This window comes from Pantoea allii, from assembly GCF_046529425.1.
Classification (GTDB): domain Bacteria; phylum Pseudomonadota; class Gammaproteobacteria; order Enterobacterales; family Enterobacteriaceae; genus Pantoea; species Pantoea allii.
Window position 1 is genome coordinate 538,272 of sequence record NZ_CP125958.1, and the last position, 22,964, is coordinate 561,235.

General features: G+C 54.0%; 20 protein-coding genes and 3 tRNA genes. 19 read left to right on the top strand and 4 right to left on the bottom strand.

Features of this window, described 5'->3' with window-relative positions; genetic code table 11:
- Window positions 1–2: 2 nt before the first annotated feature.
- Complete coding sequence (gene asd / locus QNH99_RS02580) at window positions 3–899, bottom strand: archaetidylserine decarboxylase (RefSeq protein ID WP_410517256.1); 897 nt, start codon at window positions 897–899, stop codon at window positions 3–5.
- A 92-nt stretch (window positions 900–991) separates the two neighbouring features.
- Entirely contained in the window at window positions 992–2,041 is a 1,050-nt protein-coding gene (gene rsgA / locus QNH99_RS02585; RefSeq protein ID WP_096011253.1) for a small ribosomal subunit biogenesis GTPase RsgA, read from the bottom strand.
- 100 nt (window positions 2,042–2,141) lie between these two features.
- Here rsgA and orn point away from each other — a divergent pair, with 100 nt between their 5' ends.
- The 4 genes from orn to QNH99_RS02605 all read left to right on the top strand — a co-directional run bounded on the left by orn (window position 2,142) and on the right by QNH99_RS02605 (window position 3,122).
- Window positions 2,142–2,690, top strand: coding sequence for an oligoribonuclease (gene orn / locus QNH99_RS02590; RefSeq protein WP_063881043.1), 549 nt, complete (start codon window positions 2,142–2,144; stop codon window positions 2,688–2,690).
- A gap of 153 nt (window positions 2,691–2,843) precedes the next feature.
- Window positions 2,844–2,919 (top strand) — tRNA-Gly (locus tag QNH99_RS02595).
- 25 nt (window positions 2,920–2,944) lie between these two features.
- Window positions 2,945–3,020: transfer RNA gene (locus QNH99_RS02600), tRNA-Gly, on the top strand.
- 26 nt (window positions 3,021–3,046) lie between these two features.
- Window positions 3,047–3,122 (top strand) — tRNA-Gly (locus QNH99_RS02605).
- 340 nt (window positions 3,123–3,462) lie between these two features.
- On the opposite strand, the gene queG is transcribed toward QNH99_RS02605, so the two are convergent.
- The gene (gene queG, locus QNH99_RS02610) at window positions 3,463–4,602 is read right to left on the bottom strand and encodes a tRNA epoxyqueuosine(34) reductase QueG (protein ID WP_410517257.1); all 1,140 of its coding nucleotides are present in this window, start codon (window positions 4,600–4,602) and stop codon (window positions 3,463–3,465) included.
- Between queG and nnr the strand changes: the two genes are divergently transcribed.
- The 15 genes from nnr to QNH99_RS02685 all read left to right on the top strand — a co-directional run bounded on the left by nnr (window position 4,601) and on the right by QNH99_RS02685 (window position 22,640).
- The gene (gene nnr, locus QNH99_RS02615; protein ID WP_410517258.1) at window positions 4,601–6,121 is read left to right on the top strand and encodes a bifunctional ADP-dependent NAD(P)H-hydrate dehydratase/NAD(P)H-hydrate epimerase; all 1,521 of its coding nucleotides are present in this window, start codon (window positions 4,601–4,603) and stop codon (window positions 6,119–6,121) included. The genes queG and nnr overlap by 2 nt on opposite strands.
- On the top strand, window positions 6,118–6,594 hold the full coding sequence (gene tsaE / locus QNH99_RS02620; RefSeq protein ID WP_096011250.1) for a tRNA (adenosine(37)-N6)-threonylcarbamoyltransferase complex ATPase subunit type 1 TsaE: 477 nt from the start codon (window positions 6,118–6,120) through the stop codon (window positions 6,592–6,594). The genes nnr and tsaE overlap by 4 nt, the downstream gene beginning before the upstream one ends.
- A complete protein-coding gene (gene amiB, locus QNH99_RS02625; protein ID WP_063877416.1) occupies window positions 6,591–8,267 on the top strand; it encodes an N-acetylmuramoyl-L-alanine amidase AmiB in 1,677 nt (558 codons plus the stop codon). Before tsaE ends, amiB begins: the two co-directional genes overlap by 4 nt.
- Before the next feature lie 49 nt (window positions 8,268–8,316).
- Window positions 8,317–10,161 carry a DNA mismatch repair endonuclease MutL gene (mutL, locus tag QNH99_RS02630; RefSeq protein WP_410517259.1) on the top strand — a complete coding sequence of 615 codons (1,845 nt, stop codon included), beginning with the start codon at window positions 8,317–8,319 and terminating at the stop codon, window positions 10,159–10,161.
- Entirely contained in the window at window positions 10,154–11,104 is a 951-nt protein-coding gene (miaA, locus tag QNH99_RS02635; RefSeq protein WP_283355848.1) for a tRNA (adenosine(37)-N6)-dimethylallyltransferase MiaA, read from the top strand. The genes mutL and miaA overlap by 8 nt, the downstream gene beginning before the upstream one ends.
- 104 nt (window positions 11,105–11,208) lie before the next feature.
- Window positions 11,209–11,523 carry an RNA chaperone Hfq gene (hfq, locus tag QNH99_RS02640; protein ID WP_063877413.1) on the top strand — a complete coding sequence of 105 codons (315 nt, stop codon included), beginning with the start codon at window positions 11,209–11,211 and terminating at the stop codon, window positions 11,521–11,523.
- A 75-nt stretch (window positions 11,524–11,598) separates the two neighbouring features.
- On the top strand, window positions 11,599–12,879 hold the full coding sequence (gene hflX, locus QNH99_RS02645; RefSeq protein ID WP_283355849.1) for a ribosome rescue GTPase HflX: 1,281 nt from the start codon (window positions 11,599–11,601) through the stop codon (window positions 12,877–12,879).
- Window positions 12,880–13,044: 165 nt separating this feature from the next.
- On the top strand, window positions 13,045–14,277 hold the full coding sequence (hflK, locus tag QNH99_RS02650; RefSeq protein ID WP_109716825.1) for an FtsH protease activity modulator HflK: 1,233 nt from the start codon (window positions 13,045–13,047) through the stop codon (window positions 14,275–14,277).
- A gap of 3 nt (window positions 14,278–14,280) precedes the next feature.
- Window positions 14,281–15,285, top strand: coding sequence for a protease modulator HflC (hflC, locus tag QNH99_RS02655; RefSeq protein ID WP_063877411.1), 1,005 nt, complete (start codon window positions 14,281–14,283; stop codon window positions 15,283–15,285).
- 55 nt (window positions 15,286–15,340) lie between these two features.
- Window positions 15,341–15,541 (top strand): DUF2065 domain-containing protein, encoded by a 201-nt coding sequence (locus tag QNH99_RS02660; protein ID WP_013027400.1) that lies wholly within the window; start codon window positions 15,341–15,343, stop codon window positions 15,539–15,541.
- A gap of 165 nt (window positions 15,542–15,706) precedes the next feature.
- On the top strand, window positions 15,707–17,005 hold the full coding sequence (locus tag QNH99_RS02665; RefSeq protein ID WP_063877410.1) for an adenylosuccinate synthase: 1,299 nt from the start codon (window positions 15,707–15,709) through the stop codon (window positions 17,003–17,005).
- A 222-nt stretch (window positions 17,006–17,227) separates the two neighbouring features.
- Window positions 17,228–17,671, top strand: coding sequence for a nitric oxide-sensing transcriptional repressor NsrR (nsrR, locus tag QNH99_RS02670; protein ID WP_063877409.1), 444 nt, complete (start codon window positions 17,228–17,230; stop codon window positions 17,669–17,671).
- Window positions 17,672–17,687: 16 nt separating this feature from the next.
- Window positions 17,688–20,123, top strand: a complete 2,436-nt coding sequence (gene rnr / locus QNH99_RS02675) for a ribonuclease R (protein ID WP_096011245.1) — start codon at window positions 17,688–17,690, stop codon at window positions 20,121–20,123.
- 68 nt (window positions 20,124–20,191) lie between these two features.
- The gene (gene rlmB, locus QNH99_RS02680) at window positions 20,192–20,926 is read left to right on the top strand and encodes a 23S rRNA (guanosine(2251)-2'-O)-methyltransferase RlmB (RefSeq protein ID WP_096011272.1); all 735 of its coding nucleotides are present in this window, start codon (window positions 20,192–20,194) and stop codon (window positions 20,924–20,926) included.
- A gap of 85 nt (window positions 20,927–21,011) precedes the next feature.
- Complete coding sequence (locus QNH99_RS02685) at window positions 21,012–22,640, top strand: isovaleryl-CoA dehydrogenase (RefSeq protein ID WP_096011244.1); 1,629 nt, start codon at window positions 21,012–21,014, stop codon at window positions 22,638–22,640.
- Here the strand turns inward: QNH99_RS02685 and bsmA are convergent.
- Window positions 22,614–22,940 carry a biofilm peroxide resistance protein BsmA gene (gene bsmA / locus QNH99_RS02690; RefSeq protein WP_109716826.1) on the bottom strand — a complete coding sequence of 109 codons (327 nt, stop codon included), beginning with the start codon at window positions 22,938–22,940 and terminating at the stop codon, window positions 22,614–22,616. The two genes, QNH99_RS02685 and bsmA, sit on opposite strands and share 27 nt — an antisense overlap.
- Between the last annotated feature and the right edge of the window lie 24 nt (window positions 22,941–22,964).

Consider the following 22,964-nt stretch of genomic DNA (forward strand, 5'->3'; position numbering starts at 1 on the left):
TTCTACTCGACAGCGTCAGGCGCGGTAGTCGTCAGTGGAAGGGCAATCGCCATAGGCTGGCCCAACCGAACTTTAGTTTCGGCCTCAAGGCTTTCTGCCAGTTTGATCCTGCCAGGCGCAAACAGATTGATAACGGTTGAACCCAGTTTGAAGCGGCCCATTTCCTGACCTTTAAGTAATACGACGGCACCGTCATGATCGGCTGCCGGGTAATGCCAGCGTTTGATAATCCCTTCGCGTGGCGGCGTCACTGTGCCCGCCCAAACCGTTTCAATGCTGCCGACAATGGTGGCACCCACCAGAATTTGCACCATAGGTCCCATATCGGTCTCAAAGTAACAAATTACGCGCTCGTTACGGGCAAAGAGATTAGGGATATTGCGTGCGGTCAGTGGATTAACGGAGTAAAGATCGCCGGGCACGTAGATCATTTCCCGCAGGATACCGTTACATGGCATGTGTACGCGGTGATAATCGCGCGGTGCCAGATAGGTAGTGGCGAATGCGCCATCACGAAACTGGGCGGCCATTTGCTCATTACCGGCCAGCAGGGCATCAATCGTGTAATAGTGGCCTTTCGCCTGGAAAATCTGGTCGCCTTCAATACGTCCGAGCTGGCTTATTGCGCCATCAGCAGGCAGGACGATCATGCTGGCATCGGTATCGATCGGGCGTGCATCGTCTTTCAACGGGCGCACAAAAAAATCGTTAAAGGTGCGGTAACTGGCTGTATCAGGTTTACGCGCTTCCGCCATATCGACGTTGTAGTACCAGACAAAACCATCAATGACCAGTTTTGTCAGCCAGCCGCCGCGACGGCTTGCTCCCCAACCTGCAAGTTCAGTCAGCCATTTTTTTGGGAGAATGTGATTCAAGCCGAGTTTAAAACGATCAAACACCCTAGCCTCCTGGCTATCTTTCATAACATTGACAAAAAGGGAGCGGATTGTAACAGCGCCCCAGTCAGATGGCGAATACGTCGTTACGGGCCTTAATCTTCACTCTCAGCGAAGTTTTTCCGGCTTTTCATTTGTGCCATGCTTTCCAGAATACGGTGGTAGTTATAGAAGCGGGATTGATCGATTTTTCCGTTTTCAACGGCTTCACGAATCGCACAGCCCGGATCGGTGTCATGTTTGCAGTCACGAAACTTACAATCACCTAAGAATGCACGGAATTCGACAAATCCACGCGTGATTTGTTCCGGCTCAAGATGCCACAAACCAAACTCACGTACGCCGGGAGAATCAATAACGTCCCCGCCTTCTGGAAAATGATAAAGCCGGGATGCGGTGGTCGTGTGTTGACCCAGCCCGGATACGTCAGAAACGTCGTTAGTCAGAATGGCCGTGTCTTTCTGTTGGTCGAAGCCGAGCAGGGCATTCAGCAGACTGGATTTGCCTACGCCAGACTGACCCGCAAAGATGCTTATCCGGTCAGTCAACGCATTCTGCAGCGCATTCAGGCCATCTTTCGCATGGCTGGAAACCATCAAGACGCGATAACCAATCTTGCGGTAAATCTCCATCTGCTCATCAACCAATGCACGCGCGTTGTCATCCAGCAGATCGATTTTGTTCAGCACCAGCAGGGGCTCAATATCCAGCGTTTCGCTGGCCACCAGGTAGCGATCGATAATGTTCAATGACAGCTCTGGCAGAATGGCTGACACGATAATAATTTGATCGATGTTCGCGGCAATGGGTTTCACGCCGTCATAGAAGTCGGGACGCGTCAGAACGCTGGTACGCTCATGCACAGCCTCAACAATACCTTTGCCGCCGTTTAACGCGGGACGCCACACCACGCGATCGCCTGTGACCAGTGAGCGGATCGTGCGGCGAATATTACAACGGTGCGTCAGGCCTGCACTGTCCTCGACATCGGCATGCATGCCAAATCGGCTGACCACCACGCCTTCTGCGTCCTGACCGAACATATTATCGTCCGCTTCCGGGCGCATTTTGCGCTGGTTTAAACGGCGATCGTGGTTAGCGCTGACGCGACGTTGTTGACCTTTCGACAGTTTATTTTTACTCACTCACCCTCACTGGTTTAGCTGGATTTCGCCCTGGGGGGCAAAACGTCTATGATACACCTTATTCACGATGAATGACGACTCAGCAACCACAGGTAACAGCATGGCAACTGGAAACGAAAATAATCTAATTTGGATTGACCTTGAAATGACCGGACTCGATCCGGAACGCGATCGCATTATTGAGATTGCCACTATCGTTACCGACGCCGACCTTAACATTCTGGCAGAAGGTCCGGTCATGGCGGTTCATCAGTCAGATGCGCAGCTGGGCTTGATGGACGAATGGAACGTCCGTACACATACTCATAGCGGTTTAGTGGAACGTGTGAAGGCCAGCAAGATTGACGATCGCGCAGCAGAAAAGGCAACCATCGAATTCCTGCAGCAGTGGGTGCCAGCCAATACGTCCCCGATTTGCGGCAACAGCATTGGGCAGGATCGCCGTTTCCTGTTTAAGTACATGCCGGAGCTGGAAGCCTATTTCCATTACCGTTATCTGGATGTCAGCACGCTGAAAGAACTGGCTCGTCGCTGGAAGCCAGACATTCTTCCGGGTTTCAAAAAGAGCGGATCGCACCAGGCTTTAGATGATATTCGCGAGTCTGTTGCCGAGCTGGCGTACTACCGCCAACACTTTTTGCAGCTTTAAACCGCAAAGGGTGCGCAGGAAATCGCCAGGTTGCTGCAATTATCAGCAAACGCATCAAAAGCGCAAAATTTTGCTGTAAGCATCTTGCAGCAGCAGCGATTTCTCGTATAATGCGCACCCCGTACCGGTGAAGAATTTATTACGGTACAAGGCGCGGGAATAGCTCAGTTGGTAGAGCACGACCTTGCCAAGGTCGGGGTCGCGAGTTCGAGTCTCGTTTCCCGCTCCAAATTATGTTTAGCAGTACCCTCTATGCGGGAATAGCTCAGTTGGTAGAGCACGACCTTGCCAAGGTCGGGGTCGCGAGTTCGAGTCTCGTTTCCCGCTCCAAAATGTGTTTAGTAGTGCCCTTCTATGCGGGAATAGCTCAGTTGGTAGAGCACGACCTTGCCAAGGTCGGGGTCGCGAGTTCGAGTCTCGTTTCCCGCTCCAGTTTTTTGTCACTTACTTCGTCTCAGTGTTACAGGCTGAATGAAGATCTTCAGCACGACAATCAGAGTTATCCACAGCAGGCAGGTTACTGTCCACGCCACTTTTGCCGTTCCGTAAAACTTTTTTAAACAGAGTTATCCACAGCTTTATGGATTAAGCCAGACGCTAGCCTTATTTGCAAAATAACACAAATTTTATTTAACTTTATGATATATAAAGAATTAATAATATTTCATTATGTTATTTGATTCTGTCACTTGTGTTATTACGATTGAATGACAAGGTATTTTTATTTTTATTCACAGGATGTGGAAATCTACAGCTTGCGGACGTTGCGCAATCAAGCATCACGGGGTAATCCCTTCTCAACAGCCCTGACCAGCCTTTTTTGCTGCGCGGGTTGAACGTCAATCTCATCGCGTTTCCGCTTAATCTGTTGTTGAGTAATAGCCCATTGAATATGCTCATCCAGCAAATCACTTTCACCTCGTCGCTGTTCAAGTACGGTGAGGATCTCAGTGCTCCAGGGCGCATTGCCCAGCGCCACCGCAATATTGCGTGACCAGCGCTGATAGCCGATACGGCGGATGGGAGAGCCTTCAGTAATCCGCAGGAATTTGGCTTCATCCCACTGAAACAGCGCCGCTAGCTCGGGCGCATGCAGTGCTGCACGAGGTGAAAAATCCTCTTCATCTGTCAACTGTCCATAACGGTTCCAGGGACAGATGAGCTGGCAGTCATCACAACCATAAATCCGGTTCCCCATTAGTGGTCGCAACGCTTCGGGGATGGCACCTTCAAGCTCAATCGTCAGATAGGAGATGCAGCGTCGGGCGTCCACCGTATAGGGCGCGACAATGGCCCCTGTCGGGCAAATGGTCATGCAGGCCACGCAGCGTCCACATTGTTCTTCCTGAGGTGTGTCGACGGGAAGGGGCAGGTCAATCAGCAGTTCACCCAGGAAAAACCATGAGCCCGCTTCCCGGTTCAGAATGAGCGAGTGCTTGCCAGTCCAGCCTAATCCCGCCTTCACCGCCAGAGGGCGTTCAAGCAGGGGGGCAGAATCAACAAACGGCCGAAAATGGCTTTCACCGCAGTGGGCCTGAATCATTTCTCCAAGCTTTTTCAGTCGATTGCGCAATACTTTGTGGTAATCACGGCCCAGCGCATAGCGGCTGACATAACCTAACTGGGGATTTTTCAGTGTGCTGGCGAAAGCGGCTTTGGCAGGCAGATAGTTCATGCGAACGCTGATAACCCGAAGCGTACCGGGTAGAAGTTCATGCGGACGGGCACGCATCATTCCGTGGCGTGCCATCCATTCCATCTCGCCATGGTACTGTTTGTCCAGCCAGGCCTGCAGGCGCGGCTCTTCAGCGCTGAGATCGGTGTCGGCGATGCCGACCTGCTGAAAGCCCAGATCGCGTCCCCACTGTTTAATGTGTTGAGCGAGTTGATCAAGATCGAGAGGGTATGACATGACTAACCAGAATTCGAAGAGAAACGCCGACAGTTTACCACACTCTGTCTGGCCTGCGCAGGCACTGGCGCAACTTGAGCGTGAGGGGGCAGATGCGCTCGGCATCACCCTGTATGAACTGATGTTACGTGCGGGCCAGGCGGTCTATGAGCATATTCGTGCGCACTGGCCGGATGCAGAGCACTGGCTGGTTTTGTGTGGACCCGGCAATAACGGGGGCGACGGTTACGTCGTTGCGAGGCTGGCACAGGCCGCAGGCAAACAGGTAACGCTGCTGGCCTGTGAAGGCAGCAAACCCTTACCCGAAGAAGCAGAAACCGCCAGAAGCAGCTGGCTTGAAGCGGGCGGTGAGATCCATGCGCCTCATGCGGTCTGGCCCGAAAAGGTCGATATTATCGTCGATGCGTTACTGGGGACGGGAATCAGCCGTGCGCCTGGCGACCCTTTTTCCACTCTGATAGACCAGGCAAACGTGCATGCCGCGCCGGTGATGGCGGTGGACATTCCTTCCGGCCTGTCTGCAGCAACGGGAAATACGCCGGGAAGCGTCATGAATGCCACACACACGTTAAGCGTTATTGCGCTAAAACCCGGGCAGCTTACCGGCAAAGCCCGTGACTGTATCGGATCGCTTTACCTTGCCGATCTGGGATTACAGGTTTTTCTGGCGGCACAGCAGCCGCCCATGGCCCGCTACGATGCGCGTTTTCTGTCTCACTGGCTGACACCGCGTAAGGCGACATCCCATAAAGGCGATCAGGGCCGTTTGCTGGTGATTGGCGGCGACAGCGGGACGGCAGGTGCTATTCGGATGTCGGCAGAAGCCGCACTGCGCACGGGAAGTGGATTAGTGCGAGTACTTACTCACAAAGATAATATTCTCCCCATCCTGACTGCGCGCCCTGAGATCATGGTGGATGCGTTAACCGATGCGCGACTGGATGAAGCACTCGCGTGGGCTGACGTTATCGCAATTGGGCCGGGGCTGGGACAGCGGGAATGGGGCAAAAAGGCACTCGAAAAGGTTAAAAGCACTGAAAAGCCCATGCTTTGGGATGCAGATGCACTTAACTTGCTGGCAATAAGCGCGGAGAAACGTCAGAATCGCATTATAACGCCGCATCCTGGTGAGGCTGCTCGCTTACTGGGCGTCAAAACCAGCGAAATTGAAAGTGACCGCTTACAAGCTGCTCGGGATCTGGCGAAACGCTATGGTGGTGTGGCTGTCTTAAAAGGTGCGGGCACGATTATCGCCAGTGAAAGCGGGCAAATGGCTTTTGCCGATGTGGGTAATGCCGGGATGGCATCGGGTGGTATGGGTGATGTGCTCACCGGTATTATTGCCTCGTTAATGGGACAAAAATTGGCGCTGTTTGATGCTGCCTGTGCAGGTTGCGTTGTTCACGGTGCTGCCGCTGATACGTTGGCTGAGCAGCGAGGCACGCGCGGCATGCTGGCATCAGACTTATTTGATCTGCTGTGGCAGTTTGTTAATCCAGAGATGAATCAAGAAGCATGAAGAGCTGTGTTATACCTTTGCCCAATGAGGCGGCAACACTCGAACTGGGTGCTCAACTGGCGCATGCCTGCGGCAATGCGGCGGTGATCTATCTTTATGGCGACCTCGGCGCGGGGAAGACCACATTCAGCCGCGGTTTCTTGCAGGCATCCGGTCACGCGGGCAATGTGAAAAGCCCGACCTATACCCTGGTTGAGCCTTATGCTCTGGAAGGGCGTTCCGTCTATCATTTCGATCTCTATCGCCTTGCCGATCCAGAAGAGCTGGAATTCATGGGCATTCGTGACTACTTCACGAATGATGCTATTTGTCTGGTCGAATGGCCTCAGCAGGGCGCAGGCATTTTGCCACCGCCGGATGTCGCGCTGACGCTGCGTTACGTCAATGAGGCACGTGAAGCCGAGCTGGTAGCGCATTCCGCGCTGGGGCAGCGCTGGGTTGAACAGATTGAACAAGGCAGGGCGCAGGCATGATGTCATGGATGAAAATGCTTGTACTGGCAGGATTGCTACTTATCGCCAGGCCTCTGTTTGCGGCGAATCTGTCTGATATTCAGGTATCAAACGGTGGAAATCAGGCTACGGTGACGCTGAGTTTTTCCGGTCAGCCGATTTACGCCTATTTTCCGTTGCACAATCCCGATCGCGTGGTGCTGGATATTCGCCAAAGCGGTGTCATTAAAGGCTTACCGCTGACGTTTAGTGGCGATAACATCGTTAAGCGCATTCGTACCAGTACCCCGAAAGATAAACAAAGCATACGGTTGGTCTTTGAGCTGACTCAGTCGGGAAAAACCCGTGCCGTCACGCAACGTAATGGTAATAACTACAGCGTGGTTTTCACCATTCAGGGCAAACGTCCTGCCGTCACACGCAGTGCGCCTGTTGTCACGACGGAAGCACAACCATCGCGTGCGCGGGAAACCGCCGCCAGCAATCCGTTTAACGCTAATCCGGTGACCACGGTAACCAACACCAACAGCACCGCCCGTCCGGGTGGTGTGGCCAACCGGGATGATACGGTGATCGTAGCGATTGATGCCGGTCACGGCGGTCAGGACCCTGGGGCGATAGGCCAGCATGGGCTTAAAGAGAAAAACGTCACCATCGCCATCGCGCGCAAACTGAAAGTGCTGTTAAACGACGACCCGATGTTTAAAGGCGTTTTAACCCGTGATGGCGACTACTTTATCTCCGTGATGGGCCGCTCGGATGTTGCGCGTAAAGCAAATGCCAACGTACTGGTGTCGATTCACGCCGATGCGGCACCGAGTCATGCAGCAACGGGAGCCTCGGTCTGGGTATTATCCAACCGTCGTGCCAACAGTGAAATGGCCAACTGGCTGGAACAGAAAGAGAAACAGTCTGAGCTCTTAGGTGGAGCCGGTGATTTGCTGGCGAACAGCCAGGCCGATCCTTACCTGAGTCAGGCCGTACTGGATTTGCAGTTTGGTCACTCGCAGCGCGTCGGCTACGACATCGCCACAAAGGTCATACAGCAACTGCGTGGCGTGACGTCCTTACATAAGCGTTTACCTGAGCATGCCAGCCTTGGCGTGTTACGTTCGCCGGATATTCCTTCGCTTCTGGTGGAAACCGGTTTTATCAGTAATGCCTCGGAGGAGCGACTGCTCGGCAGTAGCGCACACCAGGATAAGATTGCTCAGTCGATATATAAAGGACTGCGCGCTTATTTCCTGGCGCACCCGCTACAATCGGTCCCAAAGGAGGAAAACCGGCCGCTGGATACGCCGCCAGCGGTCAGCGTAGCCAGTAATCCGGCGACCGGCGAGACGCAGTATACGGGGGCTATTCAGCGTCATACCGTGACGCGCGGCGAAACGCTCTCAGGGATTGCAGCGAAATATGGCGTCAGCATGGCCACCTTGCGGCAAATGAATACCCTGAAGCGGGATGTGGTCTGGGTCGGTCAGCGGTTGAAAGTGCCTGCCAGTGCCGTGGCAAGCCGCACTGCGCCCGCTTCGCCAGTGGCGCGCCGTCCGGTGCGACATAAAGTGGTGCGCGGTGACTCGCTGAGCAGTATCGCCGCCCATTATGGCGTCAGCCCAAAATCGATTCTCCAGGCGAATAACCTGAAATCCACCAACGTGATGTTGGGTCAGAATCTGAAAATCCCTGCATCCTGATTGTTAGCCCGGCCTCTGCGCCGGGTTGCCAGCCACAAGGATATCCAGCATGCCAATACAAATTTTGCCGCCGCAACTTGCTAACCAGATTGCCGCCGGAGAAGTGGTTGAGCGTCCCGCATCGGTTGTCAAAGAGCTGGTGGAAAACAGCCTTGATGCAGGTGCAACGCGCATTGATGTGGATATTGAGAAGGGCGGGGCAAAACTGATTCGTATCCGCGATAACGGCTGTGGGATTGCAAAGAACGAACTGGCCATGGCGCTGGCTCGCCATGCCACCAGTAAAATTGCTTCGCTGGACGATCTTGAGGCCATCATGAGTCTGGGCTTTCGCGGTGAAGCCTTAGCCAGTATCAGTTCTGTTTCTCGCCTGACCCTGACATCGCGCACGGCCGAACAAACCGAAGCCTGGCAGGCCTACGCCGAAGGGCGTGATATGGCGGTTACCGTTAAACCCGCCGCCCATCCTTGTGGCTCTACGCTGGAAGTGCTCGACCTGTTTTACAACACGCCGGCTCGTCGCAAATTTATGCGCACCGAAAAAACCGAATTTGGTCATATTGATGAAGTGATCCGACGCATCGCGCTGGCGCGCTTTGATGTTGCTATCTCATTGAGCCATAACGGCAAACTGATGCGTCAGTACCGGGCTGTCAACGATGAAGGGCAACGTGAGCGTCGGCTGGGGGCGATTTGCGGCACGACATTTATGCAGCATGCGCTTCGCATTGAGTGGCAGCATGATGATCTGGCGTTACGCGGCTGGGTTGCCGATCCGGCCGGGTCGCGTCAGGTGAGCGATATACAGTACTGTTATGTGAATAGTCGCATGATGCGTGACAAGCTGATTAATCATGCCATTCGCCAGGCGTTTCAGAGCCAGCTGCAGGATGACCAACAACCTGCCTACGTGTTGTATTTAGAGATAGATCCTCATCAGGTGGATGTGAATGTGCATCCGGCAAAACACGAAGTGCGCTTTCATCAGTCGCGTCTGGTGCACGACTTCATCTATCAGGGCGTGATGAGTGTGTTGCAGGAAAGTGCCTCGCCCGTCCTGCCGACGTTGCAGGCGGAAGAACCGGCTCCGCGCTGGCAGCAAGAAAACCGTCAGGCGGCGGGCGGCAACCATTTTAGCCAGCCGGCTGTCACGGCGAAGGCTGCCGGGCCATCGGCATCGGCAGCTCCCGCCTGGCAAAGCAAAGAGCCGGGATACAGTCAGCGCGAAGGCCGGGTTTACCAGCAACTGCTGAAAACGCCTGCCAGTGCACCTGGAGCAAAAAGTGCAGAGCCTGCGGCACGTGCGCCAGTCAGTGCCGCACCGCCTTTGGCGGCCCATTCCCATAGCTTTGGCCGTGTGTTAACCGTGCTTGACGGGCAATATGCCCTGCTTGAACAGGACCAGAGTTTACTGCTGATGGCGCTGCCTGTGGCGACCCGCTGGTTAAAGCAGGCACAGCTAGAACCCCGCGAAAGTGGGCTGAAATCACAGCCGCTGTTGATTCCGGTGCGCTTAAAAATCGCCCCTGCCGAACGCAAAGCAGCCCAGGAAAATCTGAGCCTGCTTAATCAGATGGGCATTGATTTACACCCTGAGGGTGACCACATTATTTTGCGGGCGGTGCCTTTACCGTTACGAACACAAAATTTACAAATCTTGATTCCTGAACTGTTAGGCTATCTCGCCCGGCAGCAAGAGAACTCTGCTACGCAACTGGCCCAGTGGCTGGCGCGACGTGAAGATGCAGAGCCTCAAAACTGGAATCACTCCCAGGCGATTACCCTGTTGGCTGAGCTTGAAAGGCTTTGTCCGCAGTTACTTAAATCGCCACCTTCTGGCTTAGTACAAGCCATCGAGATTGAGAGCGCGGTAAACGCGTTGAAGCATGAGTGAACTGAACCAGGCTGGCCGGCCTAAGGCAATATTTTTGATGGGGCCTACAGCGTCAGGTAAAACCGCACTTGCGATTGAACTGCGCAAACAGTTGCCTGTAGAGCTTATCAGCGTTGATTCGGCTTTGATTTATCGTCAGATGGATGTCGGTACGGCAAAACCTTCTGCTGAAGAGCTGGCACAGGCGCCTCATCGTTTGCTGGACATTCGCGATCCGGCTGAAGCCTATTCGGCGGCAGAGTTTCGACGTGATGCGTTAGCAGAAATGGCGGATATCGTTCAGCATGGACGAATTCCGTTGCTTGTTGGTGGAACTATGCTCTACTTCAAGGCGTTACTTGAAGGATTGTCGCCGCTGCCCTCGGCCGATCCGGAGGTTCGTCAAAAAATAGAGCAAATGGCGAATGAAAGAGGCTGGGAAGCTTTACATCGTCAACTTTGCGAAATTGATCCGGTCGCAGGCAGTCGTATTCATCCGAATGATCCGCAGAGACTTTCGCGAGCACTGGAAGTTTTTTTTATTTCGGGTAAAACTTTAACGGAACTGACAAAAATTTCTGGTAAAGCGTTACCCTACGATGTCCATCAGTTTGCTATCGCCCCCGCGAGTCGCGAGCTGTTGCATCAACGCATCGCATTGCGTTTTGAGCAGATGTTGGCGTCAGGATTTGAAGCGGAGTCTCGGGCCCTGTTTGCACGAGGTGATTTGCATACGGATATGCCTTCCATTCGTTGTGTTGGCTATCGCCAGATGTGGTCTTATTTAGCTGGCGAGATCGATTACGACGAAATGGTTTATCGGGGAGTTTGCGCAACCCGGCAACTCGCTAAACGCCAGATGACCTGGTTACGTGGTTGGGAGAATATTCACTGGCTAGACAGTGATGAACCTCACTTAGCGCGTGATACAGTACTGAAGGTTGTTAGTGCGAAGCATGGGTGATTGTGTACAATTGGCAAGTTACGTGCGCAAATTTTTACGCAGTTTTTTTCAGAACCACTGTGTTCTACAAGCAACAAACAACAAGCATATAAGGAAAAGATAGAATGGCTAAGGGGCAATCATTACAAGACCCGTTTCTGAACGCACTGCGTCGTGAACGTGTTCCGGTTTCGATTTATTTGGTCAACGGTATTAAGCTGCAAGGTCAGATTGAATCCTTTGATCAGTTCGTAATTTTGTTGAAAAACACGGTAAGTCAGATGGTTTATAAACATGCCATTTCTACCGTTGTGCCTTCACGCCCGGTTTCTCACCATAGCAATAATCCTGGCGGTGGCAGCAGCAATAATTACCATCATGGCGGCAGCAGCACTTCTGCTCAGTCGCAGCCACAACAAGACGGTGATAACGCAGAGTAAAGCGGCACCGTTTCACCAGGATCGGAAAGCGTCATGCTTTCCGTCCTGGTCTTTTTATATAAGCGAGGTTATAGCTTGTTTGACCGTTATGATGCCGGTGAGCAGGCCGTACTGGTACACATCTGGTTCTCCCAAGACAAAGAGCTGGAAGATTTACAGGAATTCGAAACCCTGGTGTCTTCTGCTGGCGTTGAAGCACTGCAGGTTATTACCGGCAGTCGTAAAGCGCCACATCCCAAGTATTTTGTCGGTGAAGGAAAGGCCGTTGAAATTGCCGATGCGGTAAAAACAAGTGGAGCATCGGTCGTCCTTTTCGATCATGCCTTAACGCCCGCTCAGGAACGTAATCTTGAGCGCCTGTGCGAGTGCCGTGTTATCGACCGCACTGGCCTTATTCTTGATATCTTTGCCCAGCGCGCGCGTACCCATGAAGGTAAATTGCAGGTTGAGCTGGCGCAGTTGCGTCACCTTGCAACACGTCTGGTACGTGGCTGGACTCACCTTGAACGCCAGAAGGGCGGTATCGGCCTGCGTGGCCCGGGTGAAACCCAGTTAGAAACTGACCGCCGTTTGCTGCGTGGGCGCATTAGCCAAATTTTGTCGCGTCTTGAACGTGTTGAGAAACAGCGCGAGCAGGGACGACAGGCGCGTGCCAAAGCCGATGTGCCGACCGTTTCACTGGTGGGCTACACCAACGCCGGTAAATCTACCCTCTTCAATGCCATCACGTCTGCCAATGTCTATGCCGCGGATCAACTCTTTGCGACGCTGGACCCGACGCTACGTCGGCTGAACGTTGCCGATGTGGGCGAAGTGGTGTTGGCCGATACCGTCGGTTTTATTCGCCATCTTCCGCACGACCTGGTTGCCGCCTTTAAAGCCACTCTGCAAGAGACGCGTCAGGCCACACTGCTGATGCACGTCATCGATGCTGCCGATGTGCGGGTTAACGAAAATATCGATGCGGTTAATGAGGTGCTGGAAGAAATCGAAGCTGATGAAATCCCCACGCTATTGATCATGAATAAGATCGATGTGCTGGACGGTTTCGAGCCACGCATTGACCGTGATGAAGACAATATGCCGGTTCGCGTGTGGCTGTCCGCGCAATCCGGTATCGGTATTCCCTTATTATGGCAGGCGCTTTCCGAGCGACTGTCAGGTGAGATTGCGCAGTATGATTTACGTCTGCCACCGGATGCGGGTCGCTTACGCAGCCGCTTCTACCAGTTGCAGGCGATTGAAAAAGAGTGGAATGAAGAAGACGGCAGTGTTGGTTTGCATGTGCGAATGCCGATTATTGACTGGCGCCGCTTATGCAAGCAGGAGCCGTCGCTGACCAGTTATATTGTTTGATATTGCCAAATCGAACTTACTCTGAGGATTTTATGTTGTCGTGCGGTGTGGGTTGATTCATCTCTGACTGCGATTTTGCTTACGGTCAGGCAAGGAGCACAACCCGCGCTGTGACAATATCAAATACAACGGGTAAGCCGCTAAAACTATAAATGGAGTAATGACATGGCGTGGAATCAGCCCGGAAATAACGGACAGGACCGCGACCCGTGGGGAAGCAGCAATAATCAAGGCGGCAACTCTGGGGGGAATAAGGGAGGTAAGGAATCTGGGCCTCCTGATCTGGATGATATCTTCCGTAAACTGAGCAAAAAGCTCGGCGGATTCGGTGGTGGCAAAAAAGGTGATAACGGTCAGCGCAGTGCCGGCGGTAGCGGCAAAATTTTTGGCATCGTCGCCGTGGCGGCCATCGTCATCTGGGCCGCGAGCGGATTTTACACCATTAAAGAAGCGGAGCGCGGCGTCGTTACTCGCTTTGGTAAGTTCAGCCACCTGGTCGAGCCCGGCCTGAACTGGAAACCGACCTTTATCGATCAGGTTCGTGCCGTCAACGTCGAGGCCGTTCGCGAACTGGCCGCGTCTGGCGTGATGCTGACCTCGGATGAAAATGTCGTGCGCGTTGAAATGAACGTGCAGTATCGCGTAACCGATCCTGAACGCTATCTGTTTGCTGTGACCAGTGCTGATGACAGCCTGCGTCAGGCAACTGACAGCGCCCTGCGCGGCGTGATTGGCCGTTCTACCATGGATCGTATTTTGACTGAAGGTCGTACGGTCGTGCGTAGCGAAACGCAACGTGAAATCGACGAAACCATTCGTCCGTACGATATGGGCATCACGGTGCTTGACGTCAACTTCCAGGCGGCACGTCCACCGGAAGAAGTGAAGTCTGCCTTTGACGATGCGATTGCCGCACGTGAAAACCGTGAGCAATACGTACGTGAAGCCGAAGCCTATGCCAACGAAGTTCAGCCGCGTGCGAACGGTCGGGCACAACGTGTTCTGGAAGAAGCGCGCGCTTATAAAGAGCGGACGGTTCTGGAAGCCCAGGGTGAAGTGGCGCGTTTTGCCAAGATTTTACCTGAATACAAAGCTGCGCCAGAAATCACTAAAGAGCGCCTGTACATTGAGACCATGGAGCGCGTACTGAGCCATACACGGAAAGTGCTGGTAAGCGACCGTGGTAATAACCTCATGGTCCTGCCTCTTGATCAACTGATGCGTGGCGGTCAGTCTTCATCCGCGAAAAGTGGACAGAAAAGCAGCTCAACATTGCCATCGCTTGGTGATCGCAGTGCCAGCCGCAGTGACACCTCGTCATACAGTCCAGACAGCATCATGGATCAGCGTCGGGTTAATGCTCAGCGCAACGATACCCAGCGCGAAGGGAGAGAGTAATCAATGCGTAAGCCAGTAATTGTACTAATCATTATCGCGTTGGTGGCACTTTATGCGTCGCTGTTCGTGGTACAGGAAGGTGAGCGAGGCATTGTTCTGCGCTTTGGTAAAGTGTTGCGCGACGGCGAAAACAAACCGCAGGTGTTTGCGCCGGGTCTGCATTTCAAGATTCCGTTTATCGAAACGGTGAAAACGCTTGATGCGCGTATCCAGACCATGGACAACCAGGCCGATCGCTTTGTGACCAAAGAGAAGAAAGACCTGATCGTGGACTCTTACATTAAGTGGCGCATCAGCGATTTCAGTCGTTACTACCTGGCGACCGGCGGTGGTGATGTTTCTCAGGCCGAAGTGCTGCTGAAACGCAAATTCAGTGACCGTTTACGTTCAGAGATGGGACGTCTTGATGTCAAAGATATCGTGACCGATTCCCGTGGGCGTTTAACCACCGATGTCCGTGATGCGTTGAATACCGGCACGGCGGGGGGCGACGATGAAGTGGCCACGCCTGCAGCGGATAATGCTATCGCCAGTGCGGCCGCGCGTGTCGAGCGTGAAACCAACAGCAGTGAGCCTGCGCCAAATCCAAACAGTATGGCGGCGTTAGGCATTCAGGTGGTTGATGTGCGGATCAAACAGATCAATCTGCCAACAGAAGTGTCAGATGCGATCTTTAACCGTATGCGTGCAGAACGTGAAGCCGTTGCACGAAGCCAGCGTTCGCAGGGTCAGGAAGAGGCCGAAAAACTGCGTGCTCAGGCCGATTACCAGGTTACCCGTACGCTTGCAGAAGCACAGCGTGAGGCATTGATTACCCGCGGTGATGGTGATGCAGAAGCTGCGAAGCTGTTTGCCAACGCATTCAGTCAGGACCCGGATTTCTATGCGTTTATCCGCAGCCTGCGCGCGTATGAAAACAGCTTCAATGACAATCAGGACGTGATGGTACTGAGCCCGGATAGCGACTTCTTCCGCTACATGAAGGCACCTTCTAACGCCACGCGTTAAGAACTGATATAACTAACAGGCCGACAATGTTGTCGGCCTTTTTTTTGGATGCAGTATGAACGTGAATATCTGGATGGCACTGGCGTTAGTGCTGGTGCTTGAGGGCTTGGGGCCGATGTTTATGCCACGGCTGTGGCGACGGGTGATTTTGAGCATGACGCAGTTACCCGATCGCCTGTTACATCGGTTTGGCGGTGGCTTAGTAGTGGCAGGTATGGTGATCTATTGTATGTTGCGGCTGCATGGCGAGCTGTAATGGGTCAGTATCGCCGTCTGAATGGTATCTCAGCCTTGTTTTTACCCCTGGATGTTGTAGTGATCAAAACTCAGGCAAAAAAGCGCGCAATCGTATGCTAAAAGTGCTGAAAACCGCAAAATCAGATGGTAGAATCCTTTTTTAAGCAATCGGTGATTTTGAGAAATGGGTAAGAACGTCGTCGTACTGGGCACCCAATGGGGTGACGAAGGTAAAGGTAAGATTGTAGACCTTCTGACTGAGCGCGCTAATTACGTTGTGCGTTATCAAGGCGGCCACAATGCGGGCCATACACTTGTCATCAACGGTGAAAAAACCGTACTCCACTTAATCCCTTCTGGCATTCTGCGCGACAACGTGACCAGCATTATTGGTAACGGTGTGGTGCTTTCACCTGAAGCTCTGATGAAAGAGATGAAAGGCCTGGAAGCGCGTGGGATTCCGGTACGCGAACGTCTGCTGATTTCTGAAGCCTGTCCGTTAATCCTGCAATACCATGTGGCCATGGATATGGCGCGTGAAAAAGCGCGCGGTGCGAAAGCCATTGGTACAACAGGCCGCGGTATTGGACCGGCTTATGAAGACAAAGTTGCCCGTCGTGCACTGCGCGTCAGCGACCTGTTTAATAAAGAAACCTTCGCCGCCAAGCTGAAAGAAGTCATGGATCTCTATAACTTCCAGCTGGTGCATTACTACAAAGAAGAAGCCGTTGACTACGACAAAGTGCTGAGTGATGTGATGGCGGTTGCCGACATTCTCACCGGTATGGTCGTTGACGTTTCTGAACTGCTGGACGTGGCGCGCAAGCGTGGCGATCTGATTATGTTCGAAGGCGCGCAAGGGACACTGCTGGATATTGACCACGGTACTTATCCCTATGTCACGTCCTCTAATACCACTGCAGGTGGCGTTGCGACCGGCTCAGGTATTGGTCCACGCTATGTGGATTACGTGCTGGGTATCGTTAAAGCGTATTCAACGCGTGTGGGTGCAGGTCCGTTCCCGACTGAGTTATTCGATGAAACCGGTGAGTTCCTTTGCAAGCAGGGTAACGAATTTGGTGCCACAACTGGCCGCCGTCGTCGCACAGGCTGGCTGGATGCGGTCGCGGTTCGCCGTGCCGTACAGATCAACTCGCTCTCCGGCTTCTGTATGACCAAGCTGGACGTACTGGACGGTCTGAAAGAAGTGAAAATTTGTGTGGCTTACCGCATGCCTGACGGCAGCGAAGTCACCACCACGCCGCTGGCAGCGGAAAACTGGGAAGGCATTGAGCCGATCTATGAAACCATGCCGGGCTGGAGCGAAACCACTTTTGGTGTCAAAACGCTGGAAGGCCTGCCTCAGGCCGCGCGTAACTACATTAAACGTGTAGAAGACGTGACGGGTGTACCGATTGATATTATTTCAACAGGTCCCGATCGCAGCGAAACGATGATTCTGCGCGATCCTTTCAACGCCTAATCATCCTGTGGCCGGACATTGTCCGGCCTTTGTTTTTTATGTTATTTAATGCCACTAAATGCCCCTTCGCTTGTCAAACCTTTCACTGGCTGAAAAAAATACACAGCCGTCATCAGTCTGGTTTATCATCGTAACTCGATACGTAAGAGCCAGTTCAATATTGAAATAAAAAGCAGGACGGGCGAGCATAGACGTGCCACCGGATGATTGACTGAGGTCACTGTGCAGCTAACAAGTTTTACCGATTACGGCCTGCGGGCGCTGATCTATATGGCCACCTTGCCTGAAGGCAGGCTGACCAATATTTCTGAAGTCACCGATACGTATGGCGTATCGCGTAATCATATGGTCAAAATTATCAATCAGCTTAGTCGTGCAGGGTTTGTCTCGGCCATCCGGGGCAAAAACGGTGGTATTCGCCTGGGAATGCGCGCCAGCGACATCGTGATTGGCGAAGTGGTACGCAAAATGGAGCCACTACAGTTAGTCGATTGCACGACCTGTTCCATCGCGCCTGCCTGCCGCCTCAAAAAGGCCTTACATGATGCCGTGCAGCTGTTTTTACAGGAGCTGGATGGCTATACGCTGGCAGATTTAGTGGAAGGTAATACACCTTTATATGAAATTATATTGTCCGAACCGCCGGTGGCAATGAATATTAAATGACATCGGAGGAACCCTAATGTCAAAAGATCCTTTTCTGGACAGAGAAGCTGAAAAGTACGAAAACCCTATTCCGAGCCGTGAATTTATTCTGGCTCTGTTAGAAAAACGAGAAAAACCCGCCAGCCGTGAAGAGCTGGCACAAGAGATGAACCTGCAGGAAGAAGAGCACCTCGAAGCCTTGCGCCGTCGCCTACGTGCGATGGAACGTGACGGTCAGTTAGTTTTTACCCGCCGCCAGTGTTATGCCCTGCCAGAACGTCTCGATCTGCTCCGTGGAAAAGTCATTGGTCACCGTGATGGCTATGGCTTTCTCCGTGCGGAAGGACAAAAGGATGACCTCTACCTGTCGGCTGAACAGATGAAATTCTGTATGCATGGCGATGTGATTCTCGCTCAGCCACTGGGTGCCGATCGCAAAGGTCGCCGTGAAGCCCGCGTGGTGCGGGTGCAGGAACCGCGTAACAATCAGATCGTCGGCCGCTATTTTACTGACGCAGGTGTCGGTTTTGTGGTGCCAGACGACAGTCGTCTGAGCTTCGACATCCTGATTGGCCCTGAAGAAACCATGAATGCCCGTATGGGCTCCGTGGTGGTGGTCGAGCTGTTGCAGCGTCCCACGCGTCGTTCGAAGGCGATTGGCAAAATCGCCGAGATTCTGGGCGATGACATGGGCACCAGCCTCGCGGTCGATATGGCACTGCGCACCCATGAGATTCCACACAACTGGCCGCCAGAAGTTGAGGCGCAGGTTGGCAAACTGAATGAAGAAGTACCAGAGTCGGCGAAAAAAGGCCGCGTTGACCTGCGCGACCTGCCGTTAGTGACCATTGATGGCGAAGATGCGCGTGACTTTGATGATGCGGTCTACTGCGAGAAAAAACGCGGTGGCGGCTGGCGGCTGTGGGTTGCCATTGCGGATGTGAGTTACTACGTGCGCCCCGGTACACCGCTGGATAACGAAGCGCAGCAGCGCGGTACCTCGGTGTATTTCCCTTCGCAGGTCGTTCCGATGCTGCCAGAAGTGCTGTCGAACGGTTTGTGTTCACTGAATCCACAGGTCGATCGCCTGTGTATGGTGTGCGAAATGACCGTGTCGTCAAAAGGTAAGCTTACCGGCTTTAAACATTACGAAGCGGTGATGAATTCCCACGCACGTCTGACCTACAACAAAGTCTGGAATATCCTGCAGGGCAACCCGGAACTGCGCGAGCAATACGCGCCGCTGGTGAAAGATCTGCAGGAACTGCACAACATGTATCAGGTGTTGGAAACCGCGCGTGAAGAGCGCGGCGGAATCTCATTTGAAACCGAAGAAGCGAAATTTATTTTTAACGCGGAACGTCGCATCGAACGCGTCGAGCGTACCTCGCGTAATGATGCTCACAAGCTGATTGAAGAGTGCATGATTCTGGCGAACATCGCCTCCGCGCGTTTCGTTGAGAAGCACCAGGAGCCGGCGCTGTTCCGCGATCACGATCGTCCAAGCGATGACAGCATCAAGAGCTTCCGCACCGTGTTGAATGAGCTGGGCCTGAGCTTACCGGGCGGTAATAAACCACAACCGATCGATTATGCCGCGCTGCTGAAGCAGGTTGCCGATCGTCCGGATGCGGAAATGCTGCAAACTATGCTGCTGCGCTCCATGAAACAGGCGGTGTACGATCCAGAAAACCGCGGCCACTTTGGTCTGGCGCTGTCCTCTTATGCCCACTTTACCTCGCCAATCCGCCGCTATCCGGATTTATTGCTGCATCGCGCCATCAAGTATCTGCTGGCAAAAGAGCAGGGCGAAGTGAAAGGGCTGACCACGGAAACCGGCGGTTACCACTACGACATGCAGCAAATGCTGCAGCTGGGCCAGCACTGTTCCCTGACCGAGCGCCGTGCCGATGAAGCGACCCGCGACGTTGCGGACTGGCTGAAGTGCGACTTTATGCAGGATCAGGTGGGCAACGTCTTCAATGGCGTGATCTCCAGCGTAACCGGGTTCGGCTTCTTTGTGCGCCTTAGCGATCTGTTTATCGACGGGCTGGTTCACGTCTCGACGCTGGACAACGATTACTATCGTTTCGATCCTGTAGGACAGCGACTGATTGGTGAATCCGGCGGTCGTACCTATCGTCTCGGTGATACCGTTGAAGTGCGGGTCGAAGCGGTCCATATGGACGAGCGTAAAATCGACTTTGCGCTGGTGTCCAGTAAGCGCCAGGTTCGTGGTGAAGGCAAAACCGAACGGGATAAGGCGAAGCGTGATGGCAAAGCGCCGACAAAGCATCGTCGCCAGGCCAGCCGTAAAACCAATTTCGAGCCGGATTCAGCCTTCCGCAACAGCAGCAGTAAGCCTGCCGAGGCCCGGACTGAGAAAAAAAGTAAAAAAGTTTCAGAGAAAACCCGTAAAATCGCCGCCGCCACTAAGGCCAGGCGTGCCGCGAAGAAGGCGAAGCCTGCCTGATGCGCACATCAGCCCCTGCAAGCGCGCAGGGGCTGTTATCCATTCATTTCCAACCACTGAGCAGATTGATGAGCGAAATTATTTTTGGTATCCATGCCGTGCAGGCACTGCTGGAACGCGATCCTCAGCGTTTCCAGGACGTCTTTATTCTCAAAGGCCGCGACGATCGTCGCCTGCAACCGCTGGTGACCGCGTTAGAAGCTCAAGGGATCGTGATTCAGCTGGCCGACCGTAAATGGCTGGACAGCCAGGTAGAAGGCGGCGTGCATCAGGGGATTGTGGCGCGGGTGAAGCCCGGCCGCCAGTATCAGGAAGGGGATCTGCCCGACCTGTTACAGAGCCTGGAGAAGCCATTCCTGCTGGTGCTGGACGGCGTTACCGATCCGCACAACCTCGGTGCCTGCTTACGTAGCGCCGATGCTGCCGGTGTCCATGCCGTGATTGTTCCCAAAGATCGCTCCGCACCGCTGAACGCGACCGCGAAAAAAGTCGCCAGTGGTGCTGCCGAAAACGTTCCCCTGATCAGGGTGACGAACCTGGCGCGCACCTTACGCCTGTTGCAGGAATATAACATCTGGGTTGTCGGCACCGCCGGCGAAGCCGACCATACCGTTTACCAAAGCAAGATGACCGGCCCGATGGCGCTGGTGATGGGCGCAGAAGGTGAAGGTATGCGCCGCCTGACACGTGAGCATTGTGATGAGTTGATCAGCATTCCGATGGCCGGAAGCGTTTCATCCCTCAATGTCTCAGTCGCCACTGGCGTGTGTCTGTTTGAAGCGGTACGTCAGCGCAACGCGTGATCGCTGCCGCAAATTCGTTTCTCTGTCCGGTCATAATGGCAACGCACCTTACATACTAAGTGGGTAACATCCGCGAGGAGCCGTTATGACCTGGACAACGCACACCGTTTTCAATCAACCTTTTCCCCTCAGTAACAGCAACCTGTTTCTGTCCGATGTTCCCCTCTGTGACGCACTGTTACGTGAAGGCGGCGGATGGGACAGTGAATGGCTGGCGTCGGTGGGCAGGCAACTGGGCAGCGCCGAATCCCTGGAGCTGGGCAGGCTCGCCAATGCCTGTCCGCCGGAACTCCATCGTTACGACGCTCGCGGTGTCAGGCTGGATGACGTCCGCTTTCATCCGGCCTGGCATTTACTGATGCAGGGCCTTTGCGCCAGCCGCCTGCATAACCTTAGCTGGCAGCCCGACGTACTACCCAATGCCAGTGTGGCCCGTGCGGCCCGGTTTATTCTACATGCCCAGGTCGAGGCCGGGACGCTCTGCCCGGTGACCATGACCCACGCTGCGATTCCCTTGCTACAGCGCTATCTGCCTGCCCATTTTGAATCCTGGATCGATCCTTTACTCAGCGATCATTATGATACGCATGCGGTTTCGGGCGATCAAAAGCGTGGACTGCTGATTGGCATGGGCATGACCGAAAAGCAGGGCGGCAGCGATGTGCTGACCAATACGACGCGTGCGGAGCCTCTTAATGGGCGCGGAAGTGGCGAAGCGTATCGAATCGTCGGCCACAAATGGTTTTTCTCTGTGCCACAAAGTGATGCGCATGTGATTCTTGCGCAAACCCAACAGGGGCTAAGCGCCTTCTTTTTACCCCGCTTACTGCCGGATGGATCTCGTAACGCCATTTTCATTGAGCGGCTAAAAGACAAGCTCGGTAACCGATCCAACGCCAGCAGCGAGGTTGAGTTCAAAGAGGCGACCGGCTGGCTGCTGGGCGACGAGGGAGACGGCGTGCGCCTGATCCTCAAGATGGCGGGCATGACGCGTTTTGACTGCGCGCTGGGCAGCCACGGCCAAATGCGCCGTGCCTTTTCCGTCGCGCTTTATCACACGCATCAGCGTCAGGTTATGGGGAAAAATCTGGTGGATCAGCCGCTGATGCGGCAAGTGCTGGCACGTCAGGCTTTGCAGTTAGAAGGGCAAACGGCACTGCTGATGCGGCTGGCACGCGCGTGGTCCTCGCCGGGCGATGCACATGAGGCGGCGTTTGCCCGGTTATTTACCCCAGCGGCAAAATACGTGATTTGCAAAGCGGGCTCGCCCTTTATCGCCGAGTCGATGGAGATGCTGGGCGGTGCAGGCTACTGCGAAGAGAGTGAACTGCCTCGCCTCTATCGTGACATCCCGGTAAACAGCATCTGGGAAGGATCGGGCAACGTGATGTGCCTGGACGTCCTGCGGGTTTTGACCAAACAGGGCGGCATGCTGGACATGCTCAAACAGGAATTTGACGCAGTGAAGGGATGTAATCGCCATTTCGATCGCAGTTGGCGACAGTTAGCCCTGGGCCTGAGGAAAATTGATGAGGTTCAGGCCCGCGAACTCAGCGAAAATCTGCTGCATCTGGCAACGGCAACGCAGCTGTTGAAGCATGCCGAGCCCTTGCTGGCGGATGCGTGGTGCAGTCAGTGGCTCGACAGGCGCGGTATGCGCTTACTCGAGGGCCCACTGACTGACCGGTTACTGGCGCGCGCCAGCGGCAGGTGAGGCGCCATACAGGATAGCGGTCGTGTACCAGATGCCTGGCGTGATCGTCTCATCAACCATCAGAATCTGATAGTAAACGGCACCGGCCTGGTTGGCGCGCGCGGCAATGGCGCGCTGCGCGTCATCGGGCGAGCCGCGTACACTGGCGCTAATGGTACCCAACTTCGGTAAACCGTAACTTTGGGCACGGGTAATGGACTGCGCCTCGCCAGTCGGCGCGGGCGGGGCTTTTGGCGTATCCTGGAACAGCGAGCAGCCACTTAAAAACAGACTTAACGTCAGTAACAGAGCGTAACGCATAGCAGATTCCTGGCAGTCATGTTA

Bases quoted from the DNA above. Each gene is read 5' to 3' on its own strand.
- nnr (WP_410517258.1), top strand. From the start codon at position 4,601: ATGACTAACCAGAATTCGAAGAGAAACGCCGACAGTTTACCACACTCT.
- miaA (WP_283355848.1), top strand. From the start codon at position 10,154: ATGAGTGAACTGAACCAGGCTGGCCGGCCTAAGGCAATATTTTTGATG.
- amiB (WP_063877416.1), top strand. From the start codon at position 6,591: ATGATGTCATGGATGAAAATGCTTGTACTGGCAGGATTGCTACTTATC.
- bsmA (WP_109716826.1), bottom strand. From the start codon at position 22,940: ATGCGTTACGCTCTGTTACTGACGTTAAGTCTGTTTTTAAGTGGCTGC.
- QNH99_RS02665 (WP_063877410.1), top strand. From the start codon at position 15,707: ATGGGTAAGAACGTCGTCGTACTGGGCACCCAATGGGGTGACGAAGGT.
- QNH99_RS02660 (WP_013027400.1), top strand. From the start codon at position 15,341: ATGAACGTGAATATCTGGATGGCACTGGCGTTAGTGCTGGTGCTTGAG.
- QNH99_RS02685 (WP_096011244.1), top strand. From the start codon at position 21,012: ATGACCTGGACAACGCACACCGTTTTCAATCAACCTTTTCCCCTCAGT.
- hflK (WP_109716825.1), top strand. From the start codon at position 13,045: ATGGCGTGGAATCAGCCCGGAAATAACGGACAGGACCGCGACCCGTGG.
- hfq (WP_063877413.1), top strand. From the start codon at position 11,209: ATGGCTAAGGGGCAATCATTACAAGACCCGTTTCTGAACGCACTGCGT.
- rlmB (WP_096011272.1), top strand. From the start codon at position 20,192: ATGAGCGAAATTATTTTTGGTATCCATGCCGTGCAGGCACTGCTGGAA.
- tsaE (WP_096011250.1), top strand. From the start codon at position 6,118: ATGAAGAGCTGTGTTATACCTTTGCCCAATGAGGCGGCAACACTCGAA.
- mutL (WP_410517259.1), top strand. From the start codon at position 8,317: ATGCCAATACAAATTTTGCCGCCGCAACTTGCTAACCAGATTGCCGCC.
- hflC (WP_063877411.1), top strand. From the start codon at position 14,281: ATGCGTAAGCCAGTAATTGTACTAATCATTATCGCGTTGGTGGCACTT.
- orn (WP_063881043.1), top strand. From the start codon at position 2,142: ATGGCAACTGGAAACGAAAATAATCTAATTTGGATTGACCTTGAAATG.
- rnr (WP_096011245.1), top strand. From the start codon at position 17,688: ATGTCAAAAGATCCTTTTCTGGACAGAGAAGCTGAAAAGTACGAAAAC.
- queG (WP_410517257.1), bottom strand. From the start codon at position 4,602: ATGTCATACCCTCTCGATCTTGATCAACTCGCTCAACACATTAAACAG.